This is a genomic window from Acinetobacter bohemicus ANC 3994 (assembly GCF_000367925.1).
Taxonomy (GTDB): Bacteria; Pseudomonadota; Gammaproteobacteria; order Pseudomonadales; family Moraxellaceae; genus Acinetobacter; species Acinetobacter bohemicus.
In genome coordinates, this window is sequence record NZ_KB849164.1 from 311,018 (window position 1) to 336,933 (window position 25,916).

Genomic DNA, 25,916 nt, shown 5'->3' on the forward strand with positions numbered 1-25,916 from the left:
CTTCCTTAATTACTTCTTAGATGCTTCGATAAGTTCGATGAAATGATCGAATAATGGTGCACAGTCATGTGGACCAGGGCTTGCTTCAGGGTGACCTTGGAAGCTAAACGCTGGTTTGTCAGTGCGATGCATACCTTGAAGGGTTTGATCGAACAATGATTTGTGCGTCGCTTTTAGGTTTGCAGGTAAGGTATCAATATCAACTGCAAAGCCATGGTTCTGAGAAGTAATCATCACTGTACCATCTTCAAGATTTTGTACAGGATGGTTGGCACCGTGGTGGCCGTGAGGCATTTTCACCGTTTTAGCACCAGAAGCAAGGGCTAGAATTTGGTGACCAAGGCAAATACCAAATACAGGTAAATCTGTGGTTTCAACAATGGTTTTTACAGCTTCAATTGCATAATCACATGCAGCTGGATCGCCAGGGCCATTCGATAAGAACACACCGTCTGGATTTAATGCGAGAACTTTTTCTGCAGGCGTTTGAGCTGGAACTACAGTCAGTTTGCATCCACGATCCGTCAGCATACGTAAGATGTTGGTTTTGACACCGTAATCATATGCCACAACATGGAATTTAAGTTCAGGTTGAGAGAAGCCTTGACCGAGTGTCCAAGAACCTTCCGTCCATTCAAAACCTTCTGGATCGCAGCATTCTTTAGCAAGATCTAAACCATCCAAGCCACCGAAAGCACGTGCTTTTTCTAAAGCTTCTTCTTCTGTGATATTTTCACCGGCAAGGATACAACCGTTTTGCGCACCTTTCGCACGTAAAATTCGTGTCAATTTACGTGTGTCAATATCAGCAATCGCAACAACATTATGTTGTTCTAGGTATTCACCTAAAGATTGATTAGCACGGAAATTGCTATGCAATAAAGGGAGGTCGCGGATAATTAAACCGTTTGCCCATACTTTATGAATTCGACCTGACTCAGCGTCTTCTTCGTTGCAACCTGTATTACCAATATGCGGGTAAGTCAGAGTTACAAGTTGTTGTGCATAACTTGGGTCAGTCAAAATTTCTTGATAGCCAGTCATGGCAGTATTAAAAACGACTTCACCAGTCGTACTACCCGATGCACCGATAGACGTACCTTTAAAGATCGTTCCATCTGCGAGGGCTAAAATGGCGGGAGTGCTCAAACCAAAGCTCCTGAAATTTAGGCTGTAAAAAAGCGAGAAGACGAAAAAAAAGGAAGGCTATTTTTTTAACCAACCCTCCTATGTCTGCTCGCTTGAACTTAACAGCGCATTATACGGACGAAGTGTCTTGAAGTCCATTTAAATTACACTGAATATGCAATATAAATGCCTTGTATTTTGCGTGGGAGTCTGTTTTTAGATCGTGTATATAAAATGTAAGCAAATAAGAATTGTCTGACAAATCAAAACTTAAATTTTATCAAATAGCGCTAGGCTATAGTCCTTGTCTAATAACTACAGGAACAAAATCATGACTATAGAGCAAAAACAGGTTAAAGCTAAAACAGTATTAAAAGAGGTAGTTGCTGAAAGCGCTGAAAAGCTGGAACAAGTCTCTAAAGAAGCACAACAGAAAGTAACAGAAGTGGTTGCAGTAGTTACTGAAAGTGCTGAGAAATTGGAACAGGCCTCTAAAGAAGCTCAGCACAAAGTAACAGAAGTGGTTGCTGAATCGGCTGAAAATATTAAGGTCGAAGCTCAGGAGTTACAGAGCAATGTACAAGACCAAATCCAAAGTTTGAAACAAGATCTTATTCAGCGTATTGAACTCATTAAAAAGCAATTAAATTTTTCACCAAAAGATTTAGGCGAATTAAAAGAGTTTGTGAAATCTGAATTAAATGCTGTTATTAACGATTTATCAAAATTGGGTAAAGAGTTAAAAGAAGATGTCAGCCAAATTTCAGTTAAGCATAAAGGTCAGTTAACTGAAACATTGAAACGTTCGAAAGAAAATACGTTAGAAGCATGGAAAAAAGTGGCTCCGCAGAAAGTTGAAGCGACTAAACCAGAGAGCGATACAGCGCTTAAAAGTTAATTACGGTATGTAAATGTAAAAAATAAAAAAGTGAACCATGCATTTCGCATTGTTCACTTTTTTATGATCTGGTGTTTTTCTTTCAAAAGAGATGAATTTTTTCCCCAAGGGAAGAGGGAAGATGTTTGATTCAAGGCGAGTAAATCACAGGCAATAAAAAAGTGAGGTGCTATGCCTCACTTTTTTATTTATCGAATATTAATGCGCTAGCTTAGAACTGATGTAGCCAATCACGTTTATTATGAAAGTCTGCATTTGGGCTGCTATGCTGCATCGCATAGTATTGATTACCTTGCGAAGTTTTAAGCACAGCACTTAAGCTTAAGAATAAATTCGCCCATTGTAATTTGTGCTTTAACATAAACTCGGTGAGATCCAGACTCACACTTAAACCGTAATGTGTGCGTTTGAGCTGATTGAGTTCAATATCATTTGCTGTTTGAGGAGGCATATCTTCAGGGTAACGATATTCCTCAAACTGATAAACCTGCCAAGCTTGTGAAGGCGAGAGGTTAATCTCACGATAGAAATCTTCACCGTGAACGCCAATAAAAATTTCATAACAGGTTTGTTCCCATAAGAAATCTTGGCGCGGGTTTCCATTCACCAATTCAGGCCATTGCATGAGTTGATTGGGATCACGTAACCAATAGCCCACATTTAAAGTATATGGACCTTGTTGTTCAATCGCTCCCACAAGGGAAATAGATTGAAAGCGACGATCAAAAGCGCTAAGTTCGTAACTGGCCATAAAGCTTAGTTAGACAAATTTGCGTGGCGTACAAGGTTTGAAAGTTTTGGATTTTGTTTGGCTGCTTTTTTATAAAGCAATGCAATTTTACCAATGGTTTGTACAACTTCAGCACCAGTTACTTGAGCAATTTCGCTAATCGCAGCAGTACGAGCTTCACGATCTTCACCCGCAATTTTAACTTTGATGAGTTCGTGATCATTTAAAGCGCGGTTTGTTTCTTCAATGACACTTTCAGTCAAACCTTGACCACCAAGCATAACCACAGGGTTAAGCGCATGTCCGATTTGACGCAAACGTTTGCGTTCATGAATTGATAAAGCCGCCATAAAGATAACCTAATTTTAAAAACGGCTTAGTATAACAAATGCCAAGTTTAAACGCTTTATATTCTGTTGAAATAATCGATTTCAATTATTGAAAAAAACATCACCAAAGATCGGTTTTAGATACAGATGTATACTGCAAGGCATGTATTTTTCACGTACAATCATGAATTAGCAGTTTTTTATTATTTAGAGAGTTATGGCGACACGCATTACCAACCCAAAGTTATCGAAAAGTAGTCGAGATTGGATGAGAGAGCATTTAGACGATCCTTTTGTGAAAAAAGCACAAAAGGAAGGTTATCGTGCGCGTGCTGCTTATAAGCTGCTTGAAATGCAAGAAAAATACAAAATTATTAAACCAGGCATGACGGTTGTTGACCTTGGTGCTGCACCGGGAAGTTGGTCGCAAATTGCCGGAAAGCTGGTGGGTGATAAGGGTTTACTTATTGCTTCTGATATCTTGGAAATGGATGCATTACCTGATGTAACTTTTTTGCAAGGTGACTTCCGCGAGGAAGAAGTGTTCGAAAAATTGTTAAATATTTTAAATGGACGGACTGTAGACGTTGTAATTTCAGATATGGCCCCCAATACATCAGGTAATAAGGCTGTAGATCAACCTCGTCAAATTTACTTGTGTGAGCTTGCTTTAGATTTTGCCAACAAGGTTTTAGGACCTAAAGGTCAATTTGTAGTGAAGGTTTTCCAAGGAATTGGATTTGATGAATTCCGTAAACAAGTTGTAGATAGCTTTGATGTACTAAAAACAGCAAAACCTGCTGCTTCGCGTGCCCGTTCGAAAGAAGTATTTTTGATCGGACAGGGGCGTAAGAAGGCTTCTAAATAAAGTTTACTTGCCAAGACGTTAAAAATTGTGCATTTTGTACTTTTTTAAAATATTGCAAAAGCTGGTCTTTAGCTTAAATTAAGGTCACCCATTTTGGGCATGATCAAATTAGATTGATATGGGAATAAAGCTTTGAGCGATCTCTTCAAGAATGCCGTATTGTGGCTGGTTATACTCGGTGTACTGATCCTTATTTTCAGTAACATCAGTGACCGCAATCAACCGACTGCACTGAATTATTCAGAGTTTGTTTCAGCTGTGAATGCTGGTCAAATTAAGCAAGTCACAATTGATGGTGAAAGAATTCGTGGTGAAAAAACAAACGGTTCAGAGTTTGAAAGTATTCGCCCTGCGATTCAAGATCCAGACCTTATGCCAAGCCTCATTAAAAACAATGTTGTCGTAGAAGGTACTGCACCTGCACGTCAAGGTTTGTTGATGCAGCTTCTTATCGCTAGCTTCCCTGTACTTTTAATCATTTTGTTATTCATGTTCTTTATGCGCAACATGGGTGGCGGTGCAGGTGGTAAAAGCGGCCCAATGAGTTTTGGTAAATCAAAAGCAAAAATGCTGTCTGAAGACCAAATTAAAGTAACATTTACTGATGTTGCTGGCTGTGATGAAGCTAAACAAGAAGTTGTTGAAATTGTAGACTTCTTGAAAGATCCAACCAAATTTAAACGCCTAGGTGCAAGTATTCCACGTGGTGTTTTAATGGTTGGTCCTCCGGGTACAGGTAAAACTTTAATTGCCAAAGCCATTGCTGGTGAAGCAAAAGTTCCATTTTTTAGTATTTCTGGTTCTGACTTTGTTGAAATGTTTGTGGGTGTGGGTGCGTCCCGTGTCCGTGATATGTTTGAACAAGCAAAACGTCATGCACCATGTATCATCTTTATTGATGAGATCGATGCTGTCGGTCGCCATCGTGGTTCGGGTACAGGTGGTGGTCATGATGAACGTGAGCAAACACTGAACCAAATGCTGGTGGAAATGGACGGTTTTGAAGGTAATGAAGGTATTATCGTCATTGCTGCAACAAACCGTGCAGATGTACTGGATAAAGCTTTACTTCGTCCGGGTCGTTTTGACCGTCAAGTGATGGTTGGTCTTCCTGATATTAAAGGTCGTGAACAAATTTTAAATGTTCACATGAAGAAATTACCTTCAGTAACAGGTGTGGATGTAAAAGTTCTTGCACGTGGTACACCTGGTTTTTCTGGTGCGCAATTGGCAAATCTTGTAAACGAAGCGGCATTATTTGCAGCACGTCGTAACAAGAATACGGTTGATATGCACGATTTTGAAGATGCAAAAGATAAGTTGTACATGGGTCCTGAACGTAAATCGATGGTGATTCGTGATGAAGAACGTCGTGCTACGGCTTACCATGAAGCAGGTCATGCGATTGTGGCTGAAAGTTTACCGGGTACAGATCCTGTGCATAAAGTCACCATTATGCCGCGTGGTTGGGCATTGGGTGTGACTTGGCAGTTACCTGAATTTGACCAAACTAGCCATTATAAAGACAAAATGTTGAATGAACTTTCAATTTTGTTTGGTGGTCGTATCGCTGAAGAAGTATTCATTAATCAAATGTCTACAGGCGCATCGAACGATTTTGAACGTGCAACAAAAATGGCGCGTGCAATGGTGACCAAGTACGGTATGTCTGACAAAATGGGTGTGATGGTGTATGAAGAAGATGCACAGCAATCATTCATGGGCAGCATCGGTAGCCGCAGTATTTCTGAAACTACACAGTTAGAAGTGGATCGTGAAATTCGCCGTATTTTGGATGAACAGTACAAAGTGGCACGTGATATCTTGGAAAGTAAGAAAGATATTGCTCATGCGATGGTGAAAGCGTTAATGGAATGGGAAACCATTGATCGTGACCAAATCCGTGACATCATGGAAGGTCGTGAACCACAACCACCTAAGGTGTATATTGCTGAAAACCCAGTGATTGATGTAACACCAAAGGATGGTCCAGCAACACCGCCACCATTACCTGTAAATTAATCAAAAGCTTTATATAAAAAAGAGTCTCACTAGAGGCTCTTTTTTTATGCTTAAAAATTGAATCTTTGAAAACATTTTCAGCAAGAATAAAAGTAACTCTTGCTACACTGTCGCTTAGAAATTTTAGGAGAGTTGTTATGCGGTTGATGCCATTACCCGAACGAGTATTGCAATGTGGAACATTGAGTTTAGATTTATCTCAACCGCATGTGATGGGGATTCTGAATGTTACTCCCGACTCTTTTAGTGATGGTGGGACGCATAATACTCAAGAACAAGCTATAGCATATGCGCTGCAAATGATGGCTGATGGTGCGACAGTGATTGATGTAGGGGGGGAATCGACACGACCGGGTGCATCTGTGGTTGAGGTTGAAGAAGAAATTCGTCGTGTCGTACCTGTAGTAGAAGCGCTATCCAAGCATAATGTTGTTATCTCAATTGATACTTCACAACCTGAAGTCATCAAGGCTGCGGTAAAAGCAGGCGCGCATATTTGGAATGATGTTCGTGCTTTAACACGTCCACACGCTTTAGTCACCGCAGCTGAGCTGAATATACCCATTATTATTATGCATATGCGTGGTGAACCAACTACGATGAACAACTTGAATCAATATCATGATGTAACGACAGATGTGATGGCGGAATTACAACAACGTGTTAATGATGCTCTTAAAGTCGGGGTGAAGCCTGAAAATATGGTGATTGATCCCGGTTTTGGTTTTGCAAAAAATGCACAGCAAAACTTAAAACTGCTACAAGAGTTTTATAAATTAAACCAAATGGGCTATCCGATTCTATCGGCATTATCTCGTAAGCGTTTTATTGGGGAAGCATTGGGTGGAGCAGATGCTCAAAGCCGTGCTGTAGGTTCGGTAGCAGCTCATTTGATGAGTATTCAACAAGGTGCTTGTATGGTGCGTGCACATGATGTCAAGGCAATGACAGATGCAATTAAAGTCTGGAAAGCGATGCAGTCAGCTTAAGTTTAGGCAAGCCAGTTTGATTGGTTCAACTGGCTTGTCTTATTGATTGCTTAGCGCAAAATTACATAAAGGCAGTATGATAAAAATAAAAGTTGTTTATAGTGCAGAAATCTATTGATTTGTTTTTGATAATAACAACTTAGGATAAGTAATAATGTTTAAACTTAAATTTTTGACCGTCACGGTAAGTACATTCATATTGGCTGCTTGTGGACAAATGCCATCTCAGCAAATGAGAATGGGTGAAGTTACGGCATTGTCGATGCCAGCGCCAGCGTTGAAGACGGCTGCATATGAACACGCTCAGCTGTTGGTGGAAAATACCGAAAATTACCAAAAAATAGAGACAAACCCTGTACATAGTGTTGCCCAGCAGCCCATTTCTACATTTAGTGTTGATGTTGATACGGGAAGTTATAGCAATGTGCGCCGTTTTCTACTGCAAAATGGTCAGCTTCCTCCGGTGGATGCTGTGCGCATTGAAGAAATGGTGAATTATTTTAACTATGATTATCCGAATCCGACTGCTCAAACTAAGCACCCATTTTCGGTCAATACTGAAACGGTGGATTCACCTTGGCAACCGAATGCCAAAATTATCAGAATTGGGATTAAGGCCAAAGATTTGCAGGCACAGCAATTACCACCCGCAAATTTAGTTTTTCTGATCGATGTTTCTGGAAGTATGGATGCAGAGAATAAATTACCTTTGGTGAAGAAGACACTGCGACTACTCACGGAGCAGCTACGCCCACAAGATCAAGTCACCATTATTACCTATGCCAGTGGTGAGGATCTGGTCTTGGCTCCAACTTCTGGAGCGGAAAAGGATAAAATTATCAAAGTGATTAATCGCTTAAATGCTGGAGGTGCCACTTCGGGCGAACGGGCGATTCAATTGGCTTATGAGCAGGCGCAGAAGTCTTATATTAAAGCAGGGATTAACCGTATTTTAATTGCGACTGATGGTGACTTTAATGTTGGTGTTACCGATTTTAATGCATTAAAAGGGATGATTGCTGAAAAGCGTAAATCAGGCATTTCATTTACCACTTTGGGTTTTGGTAGTGGTAATTATGATGAGCAGCTGATGGAGCAGCTTGCAGATGCAGGTGATGGTAATTATAGCTATATTGATAATGAGCGTGAGGCTAAAAAAGTGTTGCAACGTCAGTTGTCCTCTACTTTAGCAACGGTTGCGCAAGATGTGAAAATACAAGTTGAATTTAACCCAGCGACGGTTAAAGAATATCGTCTGATTGGTTATGAAAATCGTTTATTAAAAAATGAAGATTTTAATAATGATCAAGTCGATGCAGGGGATATTGGTGCAGGGCATACAGTTACTGCACTCTATGAAATTATTCCTGTCGGGCAAAAAGGTTGGTTAAACTCATCGCGCTATCAAGCCACATCTACAGCTTCAGCCGCACTTAAACATGAGTATGCTGATGTAAATTTACGTTATAAATTGCCTAACCAAGCGCAAAGTATCTTGCTAAATTCCCCTGTACAGGTTGCCAGTAAGCCGCTGGCACAGGCCAGTACAGATACCCGTTTTGCCATTGCGGTTGCCGCGTATGGACAACAACTGCGAGGAGGCCAGTACAATGCAAATATGCAATGGGATGAAATTTTACGCTTAGCAAAAAGTGCTGAAAAACCGGATACCTTTGGCTTACGTGAAGAATTTATTGATCTATTGAAAATCGCAAAAAGTTTAAGTTCAGAACAGAAAAAATCCTAGACGCTGAGTTGTTTGAAGTGATGTAAACGAGCAGATGGAAATCTGCTCATTTTTTCATTTGGTAAAATGTAAAGTTTGTGTTATACAAGCTCGCTTTAATGCGTGTCTTTTTTGAGTTTTATATGTTTGAAGATTTACTTCTCCCCATGTTTGATGATGAATATTATCCAGATATTCTTGTCGCTGAAGTTAAACAGATCATTAAGCAGTTTGCGAAGAAAATAGCAAAAACCGATCTATCTGAAGTCGAAATTTACCGTTTTGCTGCTGAAACCGTTGTATTTATTAATAAGATGAAGCCACAGTTTGATGATCTTGATTCATCATTAGATGACACGGCAGCAGATTATATTGCTGAAGCGATGATGATGGTGGCACAAGATAATGGCTACATGAATATTGAAATGGAAGAATTAGTATCGAATAGAGAGTGGTAATTCACTCTTTGTTTTTTTAAAGTTTATCTAAATCCGACAATAAATCTGAAAGATGACAGCTTTCTTTGAGATGTACGTCTGAAATCTCATCCACGACTAAATGATATTGTGTATTTTTTTCATAAGCGCTAGCTTTAAGAGTAAGCCAAAAATGAGCGTCTTGTTTGAGTTGTTTTCGAATGGTTTCTTGATCTTGCGTATGGTTGAAATCAAGTAAATATTGAGTTTGGGTTAAATTACAGCGCTGTAAAATCAGTTGATCTTTATCTTGTATGATTGTTCCAGAAAATAAATCATAAATAACATCTATCTTGTTTGTTACGACTAATTCTTCAGCATGGCTAAAAGGTGAAGTAATCAGTAAAAAGCAGCCGATATAGAACAGATGCTGTAATCCGTTGAAATTCATGTTTTATATTTCTTGTTCTGAGCTTGCAGGTATTTTAATAATTCAGACGTAAAAAAACCAGCAGAAGCTGGGATTTTTATTGCACCATTTTAAGAAGTATTAAAATGGTGCCCGAGGCCAGACTCGAACTGGCACGCTTTGTGGGCGGGGGATTTTAAATCCCCTGTGTCTACCGATTTCACCACTCGGGCATGAGCGCAATAATAGAGGACGAATGAAAACTTGGCAAGTATCTTTGCGTCTATTTGCTTTCTTTTCAAGCAATTCATGTGCTTATCTAGCAAAATTTTTTATTTTCAATCAAAAAACAATCAATTGTCATGATTCTTTCATCGATTTGAGATCATAAAGCAATAATCCTTTTTTATATTAAAAGAATAAAAAATAAGGAAAAATATGATGTCTTTGAAAATATCACGCCGTGAACTTCTGCAAAAATCATTAGCCAGTTTTGGGGCTTTATCTTTACCGATTTCACTGACGGCTTGTGGTGGGGATTCTGATGATGGAATGCAATCTAATAGTGTGAAAGCAGATTTTTTACATGGTGTTGCCAGTGGCGACCCTTTAAAAGATAAAGTCATCTTATGGACGCGTCTTACACCGAATGATGTATCTCTACGTTTAGAGGTTATTTGGGAAATTGCCTTAGATCAAAAATTTAGCCAATTGGTTAATTTTGGCAAAGTACAGACGGCACAAGCCCAAGATTTTACCGTAAAAGTTGATGCCAATAAATTAAGATCAAATCAGCGCTATTACTACCGATTCCGTTATGGCAATGTTATTTCACCTATAGGGCAAACCAAAACATTGCCTGAAACGAGCAATACGGTGAGTTTTGCGGTCTGTTCTTGTTCTAACTATCCAGCCGGTTACTTTCATGTTTATCAGGAAATAGCCAAACAGGATGTCGATGTGGTGATTCATCTGGGAGACTATATTTATGAATATGGTAAAGATGGATATGCCACGGAAGATGCTGCTAAATTGGGGCGGGAGTTGGCTTTAGATAATAATAAAGAAATGATTACGTTAGACGATTATCGTAAGCGTTATGCCTTATATCGCAAGGATATAGATTTACAGACTGTACATCAGCGTCATCCCTTTATTGTAATTTGGGATGATCATGAACTAGCGAATGATACATGGAAAGATGGCGCGGAAAACCATACAGAAGAAGTAGGAAGTAATAAAAATGAAGGTAAATTTATAGAGCGTAAAATTGCAGCGCTGCAAGCTTATTTTGAATGGATGCCTATACGTCCTGTTTCAGACAATGATCATTTAAATATTTATCGTCAATTTAATTTTGGCACCTTGGTGCAGTTGACCATGTTAGACACGCGCGTTTTAGCGCGTGATCGACAGTTAGATTATGCTGACTACATGACAGCGCAGGGCATGAATTTTCAGCGTTTTCAAGAAGATTTAAATCATCCAATGCGGACGTTAATGGGGAGTACGCAATTACAATGGCTACAGGCTCAATTAGAGCAATCTACAGCGACTTGGAATGTACTCGGTCAACAAGTACTGATGAGTAAGATGCTGATTCCTGCGGAACTTTTGCTGCCATTAAGCCAGATGGATGTAGTGGCCTTAAACCAAAAAATTCCAGAATTAGTCACGTTGAAAATGCGCGCTTTACAGGGTGATCCAAGCCTAACAGAAATAGAAAAAGCACGTTTAACTTTAGTGGCACCCTATAATTTAGATGCTTGGGATGGTTACGCTGCGGAACGTGAAGCACTCTATGCGACCTTGAGAAAAGTTGATAAAAAGGTCGTGGTTTTAGCTGGTGATACACACAATGCATGGGCATCGGATTTATATAATCAAAGTGGCGCGCATGTGGGGTTAGAGCTGGCGACCAGTTCAGTGTCTTCACCGGGTTTGGAAAAATATTTAAATATTCCCTTGGCACAATTACAGCAGTTTGAATTGGCTTTTAGAACTTTAATTGATGAACTCAATTATTGTAATTTGAACCAACGTGGCTATTTAACTGTGCATTTTACTGCGCAGCAGATGCAAGCGAATTGGGTGTTTGTGAATACAATTAAAGACCGACAGTATACTGTCGATCATGATCGTTCTTATCAAGTTTTGGTCGACAGCATGCTCAATGATATAAAAGCCGAACCAAAAATTGCTTAACTTGCGGTGTTCAAAAGCTGGGTAGGGAAACTCAGTTTTGGGCGCTACATTAAACTATCTAAATAGGTTTCGACATCAACATGTTTATGGGTTTTACACAGTTCGTTTTCATAACGAATCAGTTGAATGTGAAGATCAATAAAATGTTGTTCTTGTTGTTGAAGTACATTGCGCGTTGCTGAATTTTTAGCACTGAATAAACGTTTGAGTTTAATTTTTAAAATTTGTTTATATGACCAAAAGCAAATTCGACGTGTTTCTTGTAGATAAAAATATTGCTCATTTTGAGTGTCTGCACGGAACATATTTTCTTTATAAAAGCGTACAAAACCAAAACTTAAGGCAAGAAAAAAAAGAATAATTTGTAAAAAAATACTTTCAATATAGGCGATGTTAATGGCTTGGAGCAGAATAAGTCCTGCTAATTTAATCGGGGTATGACGAAGCTGTTGATATAAAGAGGTTGAACTATGTTTGATTTGTTTAATCACCAATGGGGTATACAGCATAAACAATAACATGATGGCTAAAACAGCAATGCCATAGGAACGAAAGTGATCAAATTGTGGCAATTGAACCGAAATGAAATGGCCTAAACTCATTGAAAGAGAAATAAAAATCATTGCTGCAAGCAGCCAAGGAATTAGTTCTTTAAGTTCGTCTAAAATGCCTTTGGTTTTGATCATACTATAAAACAAAAAATTTCTTTTAAAGGCGGTTGGGTGTTGTTCCCGCATTTGTTTTAAAAAAAGCGCAGTTTGTTTGTTGCTGATCATAAGAATCAAGGGCACATAAAAATGAATTGTAATATAAATGATTTAATGCCATTTGGCAGAAAAAAGTGGCGCTATCATTTATGAATCAGCAATAAAACGCTGTTATTTTTATTTTCAGTAAAATGCAAAGTTAAATTTTCGGGATTTCTGAGGATTAATCTACCATATTGTTTTATTTGAAAATCGTTAATTGGGGCCATCATTTAGATAAATTGGTTTTGCCGGTAATCAAGTTGTTTTAACAATTATTTTAGCGGTGCTATGCGTGAAGAATAGGCTGAACTAGATTTTATTCCTGTATTAAATGATGATTTATGCGAAAATAGTGCTTTATTATTTTGTCCAAGGACAGTTCATGACTGATCAATCTCCTGAATCTTTAAGCGATATCGAAATTTTAGACATTTTACAGTCCATGAAAAACGATGAGCTGAATACTGAAGCGAAAGAGATTATCTTGAATGGTGGTAAAGCAGGTCGTCAAGAAGCACATAAGCAAGCAATTGTTGCTTTGCATAATGCTTTTGAAAAAAACTTTGTTGAAGCAGTTACTTTGGCATTGGGGTTAAATGCAGGACAAGCGAAAAAGATTAAATATAAAAAAGATCGTATCCGTATTTTGAAAGTACGTGGCATTGATTATATGGCGATTGATGGTGCTGAAACTGCTCAGGTTTTATCACAAATTGCACAAGCCATTGTTCGTGAAGATGCTATTGTAACCAATGGTCTGCACAATATTTTCCCATTTTGGAAAGAAGGCTGGCCAATGGTTCAGTTTGATAATGCCTACAATATTTTAGAAGATGATATTCGAATTCATTATGCTTTAGTGATTGAAAGCTTGATTGAGAATTTTAAATAATTTTTATTGAAGTAAAAAAAGCACCTAATAGAAGGTGCTTTTTATGTCATCTCACTTTTTTAGGAAAAGCAGATCCTTAAATTTGAGTGACGATTTACTCTGCTTCTTCTTGAGTTTCATTTTCTGTGGGTTTTTCAAGTAAGCGGGTGACCAGTAATTGGTCAATCTTGAAATGGTCGACATCGACCACTTCAAACTTATAACCATCAAAATTCACGGCATCGGCAGGGCGTGGAATTTTGCGCAGCTTATACATCATAAAACCAGCAATGGTCTCATAATTTTCGTCATCTGGCATTTCATTAATTTCAAGCGCATGTTTGATATCTTCAATGGGCGTGCTGCCATCAATCAGCCATGAATTGTTATCACGTTTAATAATTTGCTGATCGGCTTCAATCGGAGTCACCCAATCGCCCATGACGGTAATCATAATGTCGGAGAGGGTAATTACACCCACAACCAAGGCATATTCGTTAATAACGACCGCAAATTTTTCTTTGGTTGAGCGGAAGCGATCTAGTAATTCAGATAAGGTTAATGTATCTGGAATAGTCAGTACGTTACGAATGGTATTTTCGTTCAATTGCAATAAAGATTGATTGTTGAGAATACGCACCAAAATATCTTTGGCATCAATATAGCCAATCACATCATCAATATTTTCACTACACACTAAAAACTTAGAATATGGATATTCTGCAAGTTTTTGGCGAATGCTGGCTTCAGATTCTTTTAAGGTAAAAAACACCACATTTTCACGCGTGGTCATACTTGAGGGTACATTCCGTTCTTCAAGTTCAAATACATTTTCAATAAAATGATGTTCTTGCTTTTGTAGCACACCCGCTTGGGCACCCGCATCCATGACGGCTGAAATATCTGCGAAGGTAATATTGTCGTCACGAATGGTATTCACTTTAAACAAGCGGAACAATAAATTCGCGATGGCATTAATAATCCAAGCCAATGGTTTACAGACTTTAATAAAGATTTGAATTGGATTAATGACAGAGACCGCAATTTTTTCTGGTGCGATCATGGCCAAGCGTTTCGGCATTAAATCTGCAAAAAGAATAAAAAGTGAGGTCACTAAGGTAAAGGAGAGCGCAAAACCAATCGTTTCCGTCCAAGGCCCTTGATAAATACGATCAATAAGCGTGACGAAATAGGGACGGAAGGCAGCCTCACCTAAAATACCACCCAGAATGGCAACGGCATTTAAGCCAATTTGTGAAGCAGCAAAGAAGTCAGCAGATTGTGCTTGTAAGTCTAAAACTTTCTGTGCGCGTTCATCGCCAGATTCAGCAAGAATTTTAAGTTTGACCTTGCGTGCACCAGCAAGGGCAATTTCAGTTAAAGAGAGGAAACCGGCTCCTGCAATCAGTATTACGATGATGAGGATATTCTGGAAAAGGCTCACGAATCCACCTGTAGATCATCATTATTATGGAATATTTTTAACACAAAAGAATGGGAGGTAGTAAAGAGATTACTACCTCGATAGGCACAGTATAAGCTTAAAAAAGAAGAATTTAAGAATTTTTCTGTTTAATAGTGAGAAAATTGTGAGTTATTCATAAGAAATTCACGATTTTCTTCTTCAATCATTTGACGAGCAACGTACAGAATAAGCTGACGTAACCAGCGGTGTGCAGGATGATGATGCAAGAGCGGACACCAAGCCATTTTTAATTCAAATTCAGGAATATAGAATGGTGGATCTTTAATCAGCAAATTTGAATTGTTTGATTGGAGATGTGCAATACGGCTAGGTAAGGTTGCAATCAAATCGACATTCGAGGCCAAAAGAGCAGGCATTTGATAGTGACGAGTAAAGACGGAAATCTTACGTTTTTGACCAATACGCTCTAGTGCTTGATCAATCCAACCGAGTCCAGCTTGTTTTTCAGGATTGACCCCGAAACCAACGCCCATACCGGTTTTAGACACCCAAATATGTTGCGCATCTAGGTAGCTTTTCAGATTTAAATTGGATGCCGCAGGGTGTTTATTGTTCAATAAACAAGAAAAGCTGTCACGCCAAACCAAGACTTGGTGAAAACTTTGTGGAATTTCATTAAAGCGGTTAATGGCTAAATCAACTTTACCTTGCTCCATGTCACGGTATGACACGTCACTTGGGGTTAAAAAGTCAAGCACGACATTGGGTGCTTCAGAGCGTAAGGCTTTGACTAGACGAGGAACCAGTGTCGCTTCAGCATAGTCCGAGGTCATAATGCGGAAAACACGGTTCGAGGTATAAGGACGAAATTCGGTACGTGGTTCCAAGATCATGGATAAATCAGACAAGGCATCACGGATACGAGGTTGAAGTTCGAGTGCACGTTCTGTTGGGGTCATTCCTTCAGAAGAGCGAATAAGGAGGGGATCATTAAATAAATTACGTAAACGACGTAAAATATTACTCATGGCGGGTTGGGTAACACCCAATTGTTCTGCTGCGCGGGTTACATTTTTTTCACGTAAAAGTACATCGAGGTAAATTAATAGATTGAGGTCGACACGCTCCAAATTCATATAAAAAATACCGATAATCAAGCCATGAAATTATATTGATTATGCCATAAGCAGCAAGGCTTGTGTAGGAAATATGATGAAAAAAAAGACGTTATAAAATAGAATCATATATGGTTCTATTATGGTGCATCATGTTCTTTTTTGTTGCAAATTCTGTGACATGAGAAACTCATTTTTAAGCCAGCTCCATATAATTTTTGGTCTAAGGTAACTCCAGATCTTGTATTTTATCGATTGAAGGATGGGTATTGTAATTGCGATAAGACAAACTGTGTTGCGCTTTTATTCGAGGTGGCTAAATGCAATTTATTTTAACGTGATTACCGTTTTGAAGCATTAAGTCTAGATAGCGGCCGTTTTTAAAACCGTTAAATATAGCCATTGAAAATGCTGAAGGCTTGGCTATTTATAGGGGTAATTATAAGCAGTGCTTATTTTAAATATGCTGATCATAAAACAGATAAAAACCGAATTATTTTATAAAATCAGGCTTATTCAAAAGTTTAAGACTTAGGTCTAATGAAGAAAAAATAGGGGCTGAATATATTTTTACTGTGAAAAATAAAAAATGACAACTTATTTAAATGAATAATAACAATGGTTTAAATATAGACATCATAATTATAATACGACTTTGATCTACATATTTTTTAAATAAATATTGAAAATCAACATAGAATATTGGATTAATTATTTGACTCGATCTAAGCTGTACCCATAACAACGAAGCGCTCTAAATCTGAACAATTGTATACCGAGCAGATTTAGTTCTTCGATTGATGAAATCCTAATATTATTACAGGAAAATATCATGTCTACATATCAAACAGCAGTAGATGCAATCCGTGAATTAAAAGCAAAATTCGGTAGCACTTGGCGCGATATCAGCCCAGAAGATGCTGCACGTATGCAAATGCAAAACCAATTCAAAACTGGTTTAGATATTGCTAAATATACAGCTGCGATTATGCGTCGTGATATGGCGGCTTATGATGCTGATTCTAGCCAATACACTCAGTCTTTAGGCTGCTGGCATGGTTTCATCGCACAACAAAAAATGATTGCGAACAAAAAATACTTCGGTACAACTGACCGTCGTTACATCTACCTTTCTGGTTGGATGGTTGCTGCACTTCGTTCAGAATTCGGTCCACTTCCTGACCAATCTATGCACGAAAAAACTTCAGTACCTGCTTTGATCGAAGAAATCTACACTTTCCTTCGTCAAGCTGATGCGAAAGAATTAAACGATTTGTTCCGTGCGCTTAAAAAAGCAAACGAAGCTGGTGATACTGCTAAAGCTGCTGAAATCACTGCTCAAATCGACGGTTTCCAAACTCACGTTGTGCCAATTATTGCGGACATCGATGCTGGTTTCGGTAACGAAGAAGCGACTTACTTACTTGCTCGTAAAATGATCGAAGCTGGTGCTTGTGCGCTTCAAATTGAAAACCAAGTATCTGATGCTAAACAGTGTGGTCACCAAGCTGGTAAAGTAACTGTTCCACATGAAGACTTCATCTCTAAAATCCATGCATTACGTTATGCATTCTTAGAAATGGGTCTTGATGACGGTATCATCGTTGCGCGTACTGACTCTGAAGGCGCTGACTTGACTCAAAAAATCCCAGTGGTTAAAGAGCCAGGTGACATCGCTTCTCAATACATCGGTTTCCTAGACACAGTTGAAATTGACATTGCTGATGCTCAAGAAGACGAAATCTTGATCAAACGTGATGGTAAATTACACCGTCCTAAGCGTTTACCTTCTGGTCTTTACCAGTTCCGTGCTGACACTCAAATTGACCGTGTTGTACTTGACTGTGTATCTAGCCTTCAAAACGGTGCTGACTTACTTTGGATCGAAACTGCGACGCCAAACGTTGAAGAAATCGCTCACATGGTTAACCGTGTACGTGAAACAGTTCCAAATGCGAAGCTTGTTTACAACAACAGCCCATCATTCAACTGGACTTTAAACTTCCGTCAACAGTCTTATGACCGTTTTGTTGCTGAAGGTAAAGATGTTTCTGCTTACGACCGTGCTAAATTAATGAGCGCTGAGTATGACGAAACTGAATTAGCTGCTGATGCTGACGAAAAAGTTCGTACATTCCAAGCTGACGCTTCTCGTGAAGCGGGTGTGTTCCATCACTTGATCACACTTCCGACTTACCACACAGCTGCTCTTTCTACTCATGAGCTTGCACAAGGTTACTTCGGCGATCAAGGTATGCTTGCTTATGTTGCTGGCGTACAACGTAAAGAAATCCGCGGTACGATTGCATGTGTTAAACACCAAGCAATGGCTGGTTCTGACATCGGTGATGATCACAAAGAAATCTTCTCTGGTGACAACGCTCTTAAAGCGCATGATGATGCTAAAAACACAATGAACCAATTCGGTGGTTAATCCTCCCAATTGATTCAGAAAAAACCCTGCGTAAGCAGGGTTTTTTTATGGCTGTTAATTGAAGTAAGCACAAGCTATAAAGATTAAGGAAGCTATAAGATTTACATTTATATGATGAACTGCCATGGTTAAGAGATTAAAATCAGCAGCCATGTAATAAAAATAATGCTTAAAGCCACAAATTGCGCAGCACTGCCCATATCTTTGGCATTTTTTGATAGTGCATGTTTTTCTAAAGAAATACGATCGACAACTGCTTCAATCGCAGAATTAAATAATTCCACAATCAGTGCAAGTAAACAGACAGCAATCATTAATGCTTGTTCTACACGGGACACATCAAGCAAAAAACTACAGGGAATGAGGACGACATTTAAAAATGTAATTTGTCGAAAAGCGGCTTCATTGAAAAATGCAGCTTTAAAACCAGACAGGGAGTATGAGGTGGCATTGATAATGCGTTTTAAGCCTGTTGAGCCTTTGAAGGGGGAATAATGGTTCATAACTCAAATTTTTCATCAGTTTTAGACAAAATAGAGCAAATTTATTAAATAGAGATTAATTTCAAAAAGGTTTCTTTAAAAAGTGCTAGTTTCAAGCGAGTGTTAACCGTGTGATGATAAATACGGGAAATTATCATAGGATAATTTTGATTCTATATAGGCATCTTCATTGTTTCTCCTTATTTGTAGTGAAAAATTATTTTTCTGTTAAATTTTATTGTGTTTTGACTTTTAGTCACTGAATATCAACATAAATTTGCTAAATTAAAAAACAGTTTTGAATGTTTAGCAATCTCACCTTTTTATACTGCGATCAATTCATATGCTGTCGAAATTTTTTATTCAACGACCAATCTTTGCTGGCGTATTGGCTATTATTGTCATGGCTTTTGGGCTTTTCGCAGTGTTGAATTTACCCGTAGAACGTTACCCCGATATTGCACCACCACGCATTACCGTAAGTGCAACGTATACGGGTGCGTCGGCTGAAACGGTGGAAGAAAGTGTTACCCAAGTTTTAGAACAGCAAATTAAAGGCATTGATGATTTACTGTATTTTAGTTCCAGTAGTGATTCATCGGGTCGTAGTCGAATTAGTATCAGTTTTGAAAATGGAACCGATCCAGATACCGCTCAAGTGCAAGTACAAAATGCAATTAACGGTGTGCTGAATCGTTTACCTGAAGATGTACAGCGTCAAGGGGTTAATGTTTACAAGTCCTTAGGCGATACCCATATGGTGATTGGCTTGTACGATGCTTCGGGAAAAAGTGACAATATTGAGTTGTCCGATTATATGATGACGCATTTGGAGCAAGATTTAGCCCGTATTGAAGGCATTGGTGAGGTGGATGTTTTTGGCTCACAATATGCCATGCGCATTTGGTTAAACCCCTTAAAATTAAAACAATATAACTTAATGCCCAGTGACATTCGTGCCGCAGTCGAAGCGCAGAATACCCAAGTGGCGGCTGGGGCAATTGGTGATTTACCTGTTTTAAAAGATCAATATTTAAATGCCAAAGTGACTTCAGGTTCGCGCTTAAAAAGCGTCAAAGAATTTGAAAATATCATTGTTAAATCGACCAGAGACGGCAGTTTTATCTATTTAAAAGATGTCGCACGCATTGAGTTAGGTGCAGAAAACTATCAGTCATTTAACACCATTAATGGTTTTCCCTCTGCGGGAATGGGCATTTCTTTAGCCTCAGGTGCCAATGCTTTAGCGACTTCGGCTTTAATTAAGGCCGAAGTCGATCATCTGACAACACAATTGCCTGACGGCTATCAGTTGGTTTATCCACGGGATAATACGCCATTTGTCCAAGAATCGATTAAGGAAGTGGTCAAAACACTGTTTGAAGCGATTTTGTTGGTGATCGTGGTGATGTTCATTTTTTTACAAAATTGGCGCGCGACACTTATTCCAACTATTACTGTGCCCGTGGTGATTTTGGGGACAATGGCGGTGTTGTCTGTGCTGGGCATGAGTATCAATACTTTAACTTTGTTTGCCTTGGTTTTGGCGATAGGGCTTTTGGTTGATGATGCGATTGTGGTGGTTGAAAATGTTGAACGCTTGATGCACGAGAAGAATTTAACAGCAAAACAAGCATCCATTGAGTCTATGCAAGAAATTAGCGGCGCATTGATTGGGATTACCTTGGTGCTGACGGCGGTATTTATTCCGATGGCATTTTTTAGTGGCTCGACGGGCGTGATTTATCGCCAATTTTCAATAACTTTAGTGGCTGCAATGGCTCTATCCTTGGCTGTGGCACTGATTTTAACCCCCGCTTTATGCGCACTGATTTTAAAACCCAATCCACAACCTGCCAAATGGGCACAGTGGTTTAATCAAAAATTAGAGGCTTTAAAGCAGCATTATTTAAAATTATCCAAGCTGACGATTCAGTACAAAGCCATTTCCCTCATTGTTTTTGTGGCATTGATGACTGTTTTTGCATTGTTCTATCGTGCTTTACCCACCAGTTTTATTCCCAGTGAAGATCAGGGCATTTTAAATGTACAGTTTAAACTGCTCGATGGTGCACCGATGTCAAAAAGTCGAGACATTGGTGAACAGATTCGACAATATTTCTTAGAACATGAAAAAGAGAATGTCAATCTGGTGATGATTCGCTATGGTCGTAATTTTTCCGGCACAGGGCAAAATTTGGGTCAGGGCTTTATTGCATTAAAACATTGGGATGAGCGTTCTGGACAAGAAAACTCAGCACAAGCCATCCGTGAGCGTGCCTTAAAATATTTTAAAACTAATCCGAATGCACAAATTAGTGTAAGTTTGCCATCTTCGGTCAGTGGTTTAGGTCAAACTGATGGACTGGATTTCTGGATTCGCGATGTGAATGGTCAAGGTCGCCAGTATCTAGAGCGTGAATTTAAGCAATTACAAGAACAAGCAAAACAATATAGGACTTTTGAAAACCTCGATAAGCGCTCCAACCCAGATAAAGCTGAACTCAAGGTCAATGTTGATCAGAAACTTGCCATGGCAAATGGGTTATCACAAGCTGCCATTAATAGCACATTGTCCAGTGCATGGGGTGGCAGTTATATCAATGATTTTATTGACCGTGGTCGGATTAAACGGGTCATGATGCAAGGTGATGCTGAATTCCGTTCAAAGCCCGAAGATTTGCACTATTGGTCTGTACGTAATGATCTGAATCAAATGATTTCTTTTAGTCATTTTGCCAATGTGACTTGGAGCGGTGGACCTGAAGTGGTCAATCGCTATATGGGGTATACAGCATTGCAAATGGAAGCAGATACCGCTAAAAATGTCAGTTCAGGCGCTGCCATGCAAGACGTCTCTCGGCTGGTGGAACAGCAATCTGGTATTGATGTGGCATGGAGCGGTTTATCTTTTGAAGAGCAAAAATCAAGTAACCAATCACTGCTGTTATATCTGGTGTCAATTGGCTTTATTTTTCTATGCTTAGCTGCACTTTATGAAAGTTGGTCTATTCCGAGTGCAGTCATGAGTGCGATTCCGCTCGGGATTGGCGGCAATATCTTATTTAGTTATTTTGTCGGATTTCCCAATGATATTTATTTCCAAATTGCTTTGCTGACCACCATTGGCTTGTCCTGTAAAAATGCCATTTTAATTGTTGAGTTTGCGTCCTTAGCGCAACAACAAGGCAAAAATGCGATTGAAGCTGCACTGGAAGGTGCGAGCCTACGCTTACGTCCCATTCTGATGACCTCATTGGCCTTTGGTGCAGGCGTGATTCCATTGGTCTTTGCTTTTGGTGCGGGTGCTGCCAGTCGTCAAGAAATTGGCGTGAGTGTGTTAGGTGGGGTTATTTTTGCAACCATTTTGGTGCTGATTTTTATTCCATTTATGTATGTGTTGATACGCACGCTGTTTAAACCCAAAACCAGTGCCAATTCATCTTAAATTGGCAGTAAATGAGTAAAACAATAACATCAGTAAGATTGCATTCGGTGTTTGCCTGAAAATAAGTAGCAAGCTCAAGCTATTTAGGAGCTAGATATTGACCCGTTGCTAACTGAAGTTGCGCTATAAATTTATCATATCAATACAAATTTTGATGCCAAGATGTGGTGTAATCGTAATGATTTAGAGCAATGATTTTCTTGGAATTTAGGCTATGTCAGAGCAACCACAAAAAAAACTCAGCCAACAAGAAGTGGTGCGATTAGAACGAGATTTGGCCAAGTTTGCCAATATGATGGATTCGGTGGTGCGTATTCCATTTACCAAACAAGGGGTCGGGGCAGATGCCGCGTTAAGTACCATTCCTGTGGCGGGTGATATTGCTGGGTTTGCATTGACGTGTTATGCCATTTATAAAGCCAAACAAATTGGCGTGCCGCAGAGCAAATTAAATTCTGTCATGAAATTGGCGATGATGGATGCAGTCATTGGTTTTATTCCTGTGATTGGCACTATTTTTGATATTTTTATTCGCCCAAGTCGCAGGGCTTTAACTGTTGTGCATGAGCATATTCGAGCTGAATATCAGATTCAGAGTGATTCACATGTGCTGCATCCCTTTTTGCATGAAAGATTAGAGCGTAAACAGCAGATGTCGGCGTTTTGGCGTAATCCTGTAATCGCATGGATTTGGCTGCATATTCCCGACCTTTTAGGGGCGATTGTTTTAGTCTTGATGTTGATTGCGATGTGGTTTGGACTGAGCTGGCTATGGGATTGGTTTCAAGCTCTAAGTGTTTAGCTTGTTTTGTGGATAAAAAATAGACAACCTGCATAAGTCAAAAAATGTTCAATATTCTATTTTTAAAATCAGCACTGCCTCATTTGAGTGCTTCAATTTTTATGCCTTTGCGTAGGCATTAGCTTTACTTTTGAAAGGTCAAAATGAGGATCTCAAAATATATTTTGAGTCCGCAAGAAAAACCTTTTGTTTCCCATACACGACATCCTGAGCCAGTTTTAAGCACTGCTTTAAAATGCAGCGCAAGGATGGGAAACGTGTGGCATCCATGCCACACCCATCAATCTAACACCTGCCAAAATTTATTTTTAATTTTGGTTTTACGAACTACTCGTATTGATTAAATAATAACTTATGAAAGAAGCCTATTAATGGATTATATTGCTGCAAATTTGCCTGCGCTTGATTTTGATGCGACACGAAATTTTTATGCCATGTTGGGCTTTCAGTGTCTTTATCAATCAGATGTATGGATGATGCTAAAGAAAGAGAATTTAAAGCTCGAGTTTTTCCATCACCCCGAATTAGACCCGAAAAACTCTTGGCATAGCGCATGTATCCGTGTGCAGGAGTTATCGATTTTGGATCAAGCTTGGCGTAATTTAGATTGGTCAGCATTTCCCAATGCATGCATCACCGAAATGCAGCAGTTGGCGGAAATAGAACTTTTTTGTGTGATTGATATTAATGGCAGTTTATTGCGTTGCATTCAGCAGCATTAAAAAAAGCCTCCATGTCGGAGGCTTTTTGATATCCATTACATAAAAAAGATTATGGACAATTCAATTGTTGTAATGCAGCTACACGTTGTTCAATCGTTGGGTGAGTTTGGAACAAAGCCGCTAAACTAAAGCCTTGTTCTTTACCTTCCGTAATTGCAAAGGCTTTCATTTCTTTTGGCATTTGATCAGGCAATTCTGATTCAGCCTGTAAGCGTAATAATGCAGAAATCATCGCTTGTTTACCGGCTAAACGTGCACCGGCTTCATCGGCACGATATTCACGGTAACGCGAGAACCACATCACAATAGAAGAGGCCAGAATACCAAACACAATATCCAATACGATGGTAATACCAAAGTAAGCTAATCCAGGTGCTTCGCCATCTTCACGGCCAAAGACATTACGGTCAATAAAGTCACCCACAACACGAGCAAAGAACATCACAAAGGCATTGACTACGCCTTGTACAAGCGCAAGAGTCACCATATCGCCATTGGCAACGTGACCAATTTCATGCGCAAGGACAGCACGCAGTTCATCTTTGTTCATGCGTTCGAGTAAACCCGTTGAAACGGCAACTAAAGCATCGTTCTTGTTCCAACCTGTGGCGAAAGCATTTGATTGATAAGAAGGGAAAATACCCACTTCTGGCATATTGATACCAGAACGTTGAGCCAATTGCGCAACTTCTTGTAATAACCATGCTTCCGCTTGGTTACGAGGTGCATTCGGGTCAATCAGTTCAGTACCCGTGGTTTTTTTCGCCATCCATTTAGACATGAATAGAGAAATGAGTGAACCAACCATACCAAAGACAAAACAGATAACCAGTAGGTTGCCCAGATTTAAGCCACCCGCGCCATGGTAACTACCGACACCGAAGAGTGACAAAATAATGCCAGCTACCACCAGTACCGCGAGGTTGGTAAGCAAGAACAAACCAATCCGCATCATTGAGAGAATCCTCTTATAATAAAAAAGTAATCTGATTTATGAATCAAAAACCATCTTTTTCAATATGAGGTGTAAGCCTTAAAAATTCAAGGAAAAAATGAGTAATTCTGTACAATGATGGTATTTATCAGCTCAGTTTTTTAATCGGTAATTGATATTTTAGCAGAAGCTGTGGCATGTGCCGTGGCATATGAGCGCATTGGCGCATCGGTATAACTGCCATCAGATGCCATAATAATTTGACGTTGTTCACTGTAACGAGAGGGTGCTGGTTCATCTGGAGTCGATTGCGCAATAATTTTAGCATTATCTGGACGACTATCACGATTTGAGCTTAAACCGACGCCATTTGAGTATAAGTTACTAAAACGACTGCTAACCCGTCTGACATAATCTTGGGTTTCTTTAAAGGGTGGAATGCCGCCGTATTTAGCGACATTACCTTCACCGGCATTGTAGCTGGCTAAAACCAATGAGGTATTGCCATTAAAACGTTTGGTCAACCAGGCTAAATATTTTGCACCCGCCATAATGTTTTGTTGTGGGTCGAAAGCATTGGATACATTAAAACGTCGTGCTGTGGCCGGCATCAGTTGCATCAGTCCTTGCGCACCGACAGGGGAGCGAGCATTGACATTAAATCCAGATTCAGTATGCATGACGGCTTTAATTAAGCCTTCAGAAATACCATGTTGTGATGCTGCTTGCTTAATAATATGGTCAAAAGCATTTTTATTGCGACTGTAGCTGGGTAAAACTGAAGCTTCAGAACTGCCCCAGTTCGTATAACTATGCATATTACTGTCAGGATAATAGGTCTTTTTTTCAACTTTTAAATGACTATATCGACTTTGTTTATTGGTCAGTAAGGTCGTGCCATTGGACTCTTTAAGTTGATAGATGGTTTGACCCGCGTAACTGGTCGCTGTAACAAAACTAACTGTTACACACCCCAAAATATAAAATCCAATATTTACAATGTTATTTTTCATTTTTTAATGTAGAAAAAATCTGCCTCAAACAGTTAAATGGCAGTTTAACAAAAAAAAACAGGATAGAAAGTATTTCTAAATTTATTTCTCATTGAGTTTGTAAAAAGCAAGTGCTAATTGTAGAGATAGTAATCAAAAAATATTTAATTTTTTTTTAATCAGGATAGCTTGACACAATTAAAGCATTGATTTTTATTGAA

At 39.2% G+C, this 25,916-nt stretch carries 22 protein-coding genes and 1 tRNA gene; 12 read left to right on the forward strand and 11 right to left on the reverse strand.

The genetic code is table 11. From position 1 onward, the window contains the following. Positions 1-9: 9 nt before the first annotated feature. The gene (carA, locus tag F994_RS01450) at positions 10-1,149 is read right to left on the reverse strand and encodes a glutamine-hydrolyzing carbamoyl-phosphate synthase small subunit (RefSeq protein ID WP_004648232.1); all 1,140 of its coding nucleotides are present in this window, start codon (positions 1,147-1,149) and stop codon (positions 10-12) included. Between the two features lie 310 nt (positions 1,150-1,459). Here carA and F994_RS01455 point away from each other — a divergent pair, with 310 nt between their 5' ends. After that, on the forward strand, positions 1,460-2,026 hold the full coding sequence (locus F994_RS01455) for a hypothetical protein (RefSeq protein ID WP_004648233.1): 567 nt from the start codon (positions 1,460-1,462) through the stop codon (positions 2,024-2,026). A gap of 211 nt (positions 2,027-2,237) precedes the next feature. Here the strand turns inward: F994_RS01455 and F994_RS01460 are convergent, their stop codons facing one another. Both F994_RS01460 and yhbY read right to left on the reverse strand, forming a co-directional pair. Beyond that, complete coding sequence (locus F994_RS01460; RefSeq protein ID WP_004648234.1) at positions 2,238-2,777, reverse strand: DOMON-like domain-containing protein; 540 nt, start codon at positions 2,775-2,777, stop codon at positions 2,238-2,240. 5 nt (positions 2,778-2,782) lie between these two features. Further along, on the reverse strand, positions 2,783-3,106 hold the full coding sequence (yhbY, locus tag F994_RS01465) for a ribosome assembly RNA-binding protein YhbY (RefSeq protein ID WP_004648235.1): 324 nt from the start codon (positions 3,104-3,106) through the stop codon (positions 2,783-2,785). 196 nt (positions 3,107-3,302) lie between these two features. Here yhbY and rlmE point away from each other — a divergent pair, with 196 nt between their 5' ends. The 5 genes from rlmE (at position 3,303) to F994_RS01490 (ending at position 9,148) form a co-directional block, all read left to right on the forward strand. Beyond that, on the forward strand, positions 3,303-3,953 hold the full coding sequence (gene rlmE, locus F994_RS01470; protein WP_034696440.1) for a 23S rRNA (uridine(2552)-2'-O)-methyltransferase RlmE: 651 nt from the start codon (positions 3,303-3,305) through the stop codon (positions 3,951-3,953). A 132-nt stretch (positions 3,954-4,085) separates the two neighbouring features. Continuing rightward, positions 4,086-5,975, forward strand: a complete 1,890-nt coding sequence (ftsH, locus tag F994_RS01475; protein WP_004648238.1) for an ATP-dependent zinc metalloprotease FtsH — start codon at positions 4,086-4,088, stop codon at positions 5,973-5,975. Between the two features lie 137 nt (positions 5,976-6,112). Next, positions 6,113-6,964, forward strand: a complete 852-nt coding sequence (gene folP, locus F994_RS01480; protein ID WP_004648239.1) for a dihydropteroate synthase — start codon at positions 6,113-6,115, stop codon at positions 6,962-6,964. A 154-nt stretch (positions 6,965-7,118) separates the two neighbouring features. Next, positions 7,119-8,711: a vWA domain-containing protein gene (locus F994_RS01485; RefSeq protein ID WP_004648240.1), complete on the forward strand. Its 1,593-nt coding sequence runs from the start codon at positions 7,119-7,121 to the stop codon at positions 8,709-8,711. 122 nt (positions 8,712-8,833) lie between these two features. Further along, a complete protein-coding gene (locus F994_RS01490) occupies positions 8,834-9,148 on the forward strand; it encodes a DUF5713 family protein (protein ID WP_034696443.1) in 315 nt (104 codons plus the stop codon). Positions 9,149-9,164: 16 nt separating this feature from the next. On the opposite strand, the gene F994_RS01495 is transcribed toward F994_RS01490, so the two are convergent. Both F994_RS01495 and F994_RS01500 read right to left on the reverse strand, forming a co-directional pair. Next, positions 9,165-9,557, reverse strand: a complete 393-nt coding sequence (locus F994_RS01495) for a hypothetical protein (RefSeq protein WP_004648242.1) — start codon at positions 9,555-9,557, stop codon at positions 9,165-9,167. A 105-nt stretch (positions 9,558-9,662) separates the two neighbouring features. Then, positions 9,663-9,748: transfer RNA gene (locus tag F994_RS01500), tRNA-Leu, on the reverse strand. Between the two features lie 208 nt (positions 9,749-9,956). Here F994_RS01500 and F994_RS01505 point away from each other — a divergent pair. Beyond that, the gene (locus tag F994_RS01505) at positions 9,957-11,720 is read left to right on the forward strand and encodes an alkaline phosphatase D family protein (protein ID WP_034696445.1); all 1,764 of its coding nucleotides are present in this window, start codon (positions 9,957-9,959) and stop codon (positions 11,718-11,720) included. Positions 11,721-11,764: 44 nt separating this feature from the next. Here F994_RS01505 and F994_RS01510 read toward each other — a convergent pair whose 3' ends face one another. Beyond that, complete coding sequence (locus tag F994_RS01510) at positions 11,765-12,496, reverse strand: hypothetical protein (protein ID WP_004648244.1); 732 nt, start codon at positions 12,494-12,496, stop codon at positions 11,765-11,767. Positions 12,497-12,851: 355 nt separating this feature from the next. Here F994_RS01510 and F994_RS01515 point away from each other — a divergent pair, with 355 nt between their 5' ends. Further along, a complete protein-coding gene (locus F994_RS01515) occupies positions 12,852-13,361 on the forward strand; it encodes a hypothetical protein (protein ID WP_004648245.1) in 510 nt (169 codons plus the stop codon). A 94-nt stretch (positions 13,362-13,455) separates the two neighbouring features. On the opposite strand, the gene F994_RS01520 is transcribed toward F994_RS01515, so the two are convergent. Both F994_RS01520 and F994_RS01525 read right to left on the reverse strand, forming a co-directional pair. Beyond that, the gene (locus tag F994_RS01520) at positions 13,456-14,784 is read right to left on the reverse strand and encodes a polyamine export protein PaeA (RefSeq protein WP_004648246.1); all 1,329 of its coding nucleotides are present in this window, start codon (positions 14,782-14,784) and stop codon (positions 13,456-13,458) included. Positions 14,785-14,912: 128 nt separating this feature from the next. Further along, positions 14,913-15,902, reverse strand: coding sequence for a LysR family transcriptional regulator (locus tag F994_RS01525; RefSeq protein WP_004648248.1), 990 nt, complete (start codon positions 15,900-15,902; stop codon positions 14,913-14,915). Positions 15,903-16,713: 811 nt separating this feature from the next. Between F994_RS01525 and F994_RS01530 the strand changes: the two genes are divergently transcribed. Beyond that, positions 16,714-18,315 carry an isocitrate lyase gene (locus tag F994_RS01530; RefSeq protein ID WP_004648249.1) on the forward strand — a complete coding sequence of 534 codons (1,602 nt, stop codon included), beginning with the start codon at positions 16,714-16,716 and terminating at the stop codon, positions 18,313-18,315. A 128-nt stretch (positions 18,316-18,443) separates the two neighbouring features. Here F994_RS01530 and F994_RS01535 read toward each other — a convergent pair whose 3' ends face one another. Continuing rightward, on the reverse strand, positions 18,444-18,818 hold the full coding sequence (locus F994_RS01535) for a diacylglycerol kinase (protein WP_004648250.1): 375 nt from the start codon (positions 18,816-18,818) through the stop codon (positions 18,444-18,446). 322 nt (positions 18,819-19,140) lie between these two features. Here F994_RS01535 and F994_RS01540 point away from each other — a divergent pair, with 322 nt between their 5' ends. The 3 genes from F994_RS01540 (at position 19,141) to F994_RS01550 (ending at position 23,769) form a co-directional block, all read left to right on the forward strand. Continuing rightward, positions 19,141-22,245 carry a multidrug efflux RND transporter permease subunit gene (locus F994_RS01540; protein WP_004648251.1) on the forward strand — a complete coding sequence of 1,035 codons (3,105 nt, stop codon included), beginning with the start codon at positions 19,141-19,143 and terminating at the stop codon, positions 22,243-22,245. Between the two features lie 214 nt (positions 22,246-22,459). After that, the gene (locus tag F994_RS01545) at positions 22,460-23,047 is read left to right on the forward strand and encodes a DUF4112 domain-containing protein (RefSeq protein ID WP_004648252.1); all 588 of its coding nucleotides are present in this window, start codon (positions 22,460-22,462) and stop codon (positions 23,045-23,047) included. A gap of 371 nt (positions 23,048-23,418) precedes the next feature. Then, the gene (locus F994_RS01550; protein ID WP_004648253.1) at positions 23,419-23,769 is read left to right on the forward strand and encodes a VOC family protein; all 351 of its coding nucleotides are present in this window, start codon (positions 23,419-23,421) and stop codon (positions 23,767-23,769) included. 49 nt (positions 23,770-23,818) lie between these two features. On the opposite strand, the gene htpX is transcribed toward F994_RS01550, so the two are convergent. Together htpX and F994_RS01560 are read right to left on the reverse strand one after the other, a co-directional pair. Next, on the reverse strand, positions 23,819-24,724 hold the full coding sequence (gene htpX / locus F994_RS01555) for a protease HtpX (protein WP_004648254.1): 906 nt from the start codon (positions 24,722-24,724) through the stop codon (positions 23,819-23,821). Between the two features lie 140 nt (positions 24,725-24,864). Continuing rightward, on the reverse strand, positions 24,865-25,716 hold the full coding sequence (locus F994_RS01560) for a lytic transglycosylase domain-containing protein (protein WP_004648255.1): 852 nt from the start codon (positions 25,714-25,716) through the stop codon (positions 24,865-24,867). Between the last annotated feature and the right edge of the window lie 200 nt (positions 25,717-25,916).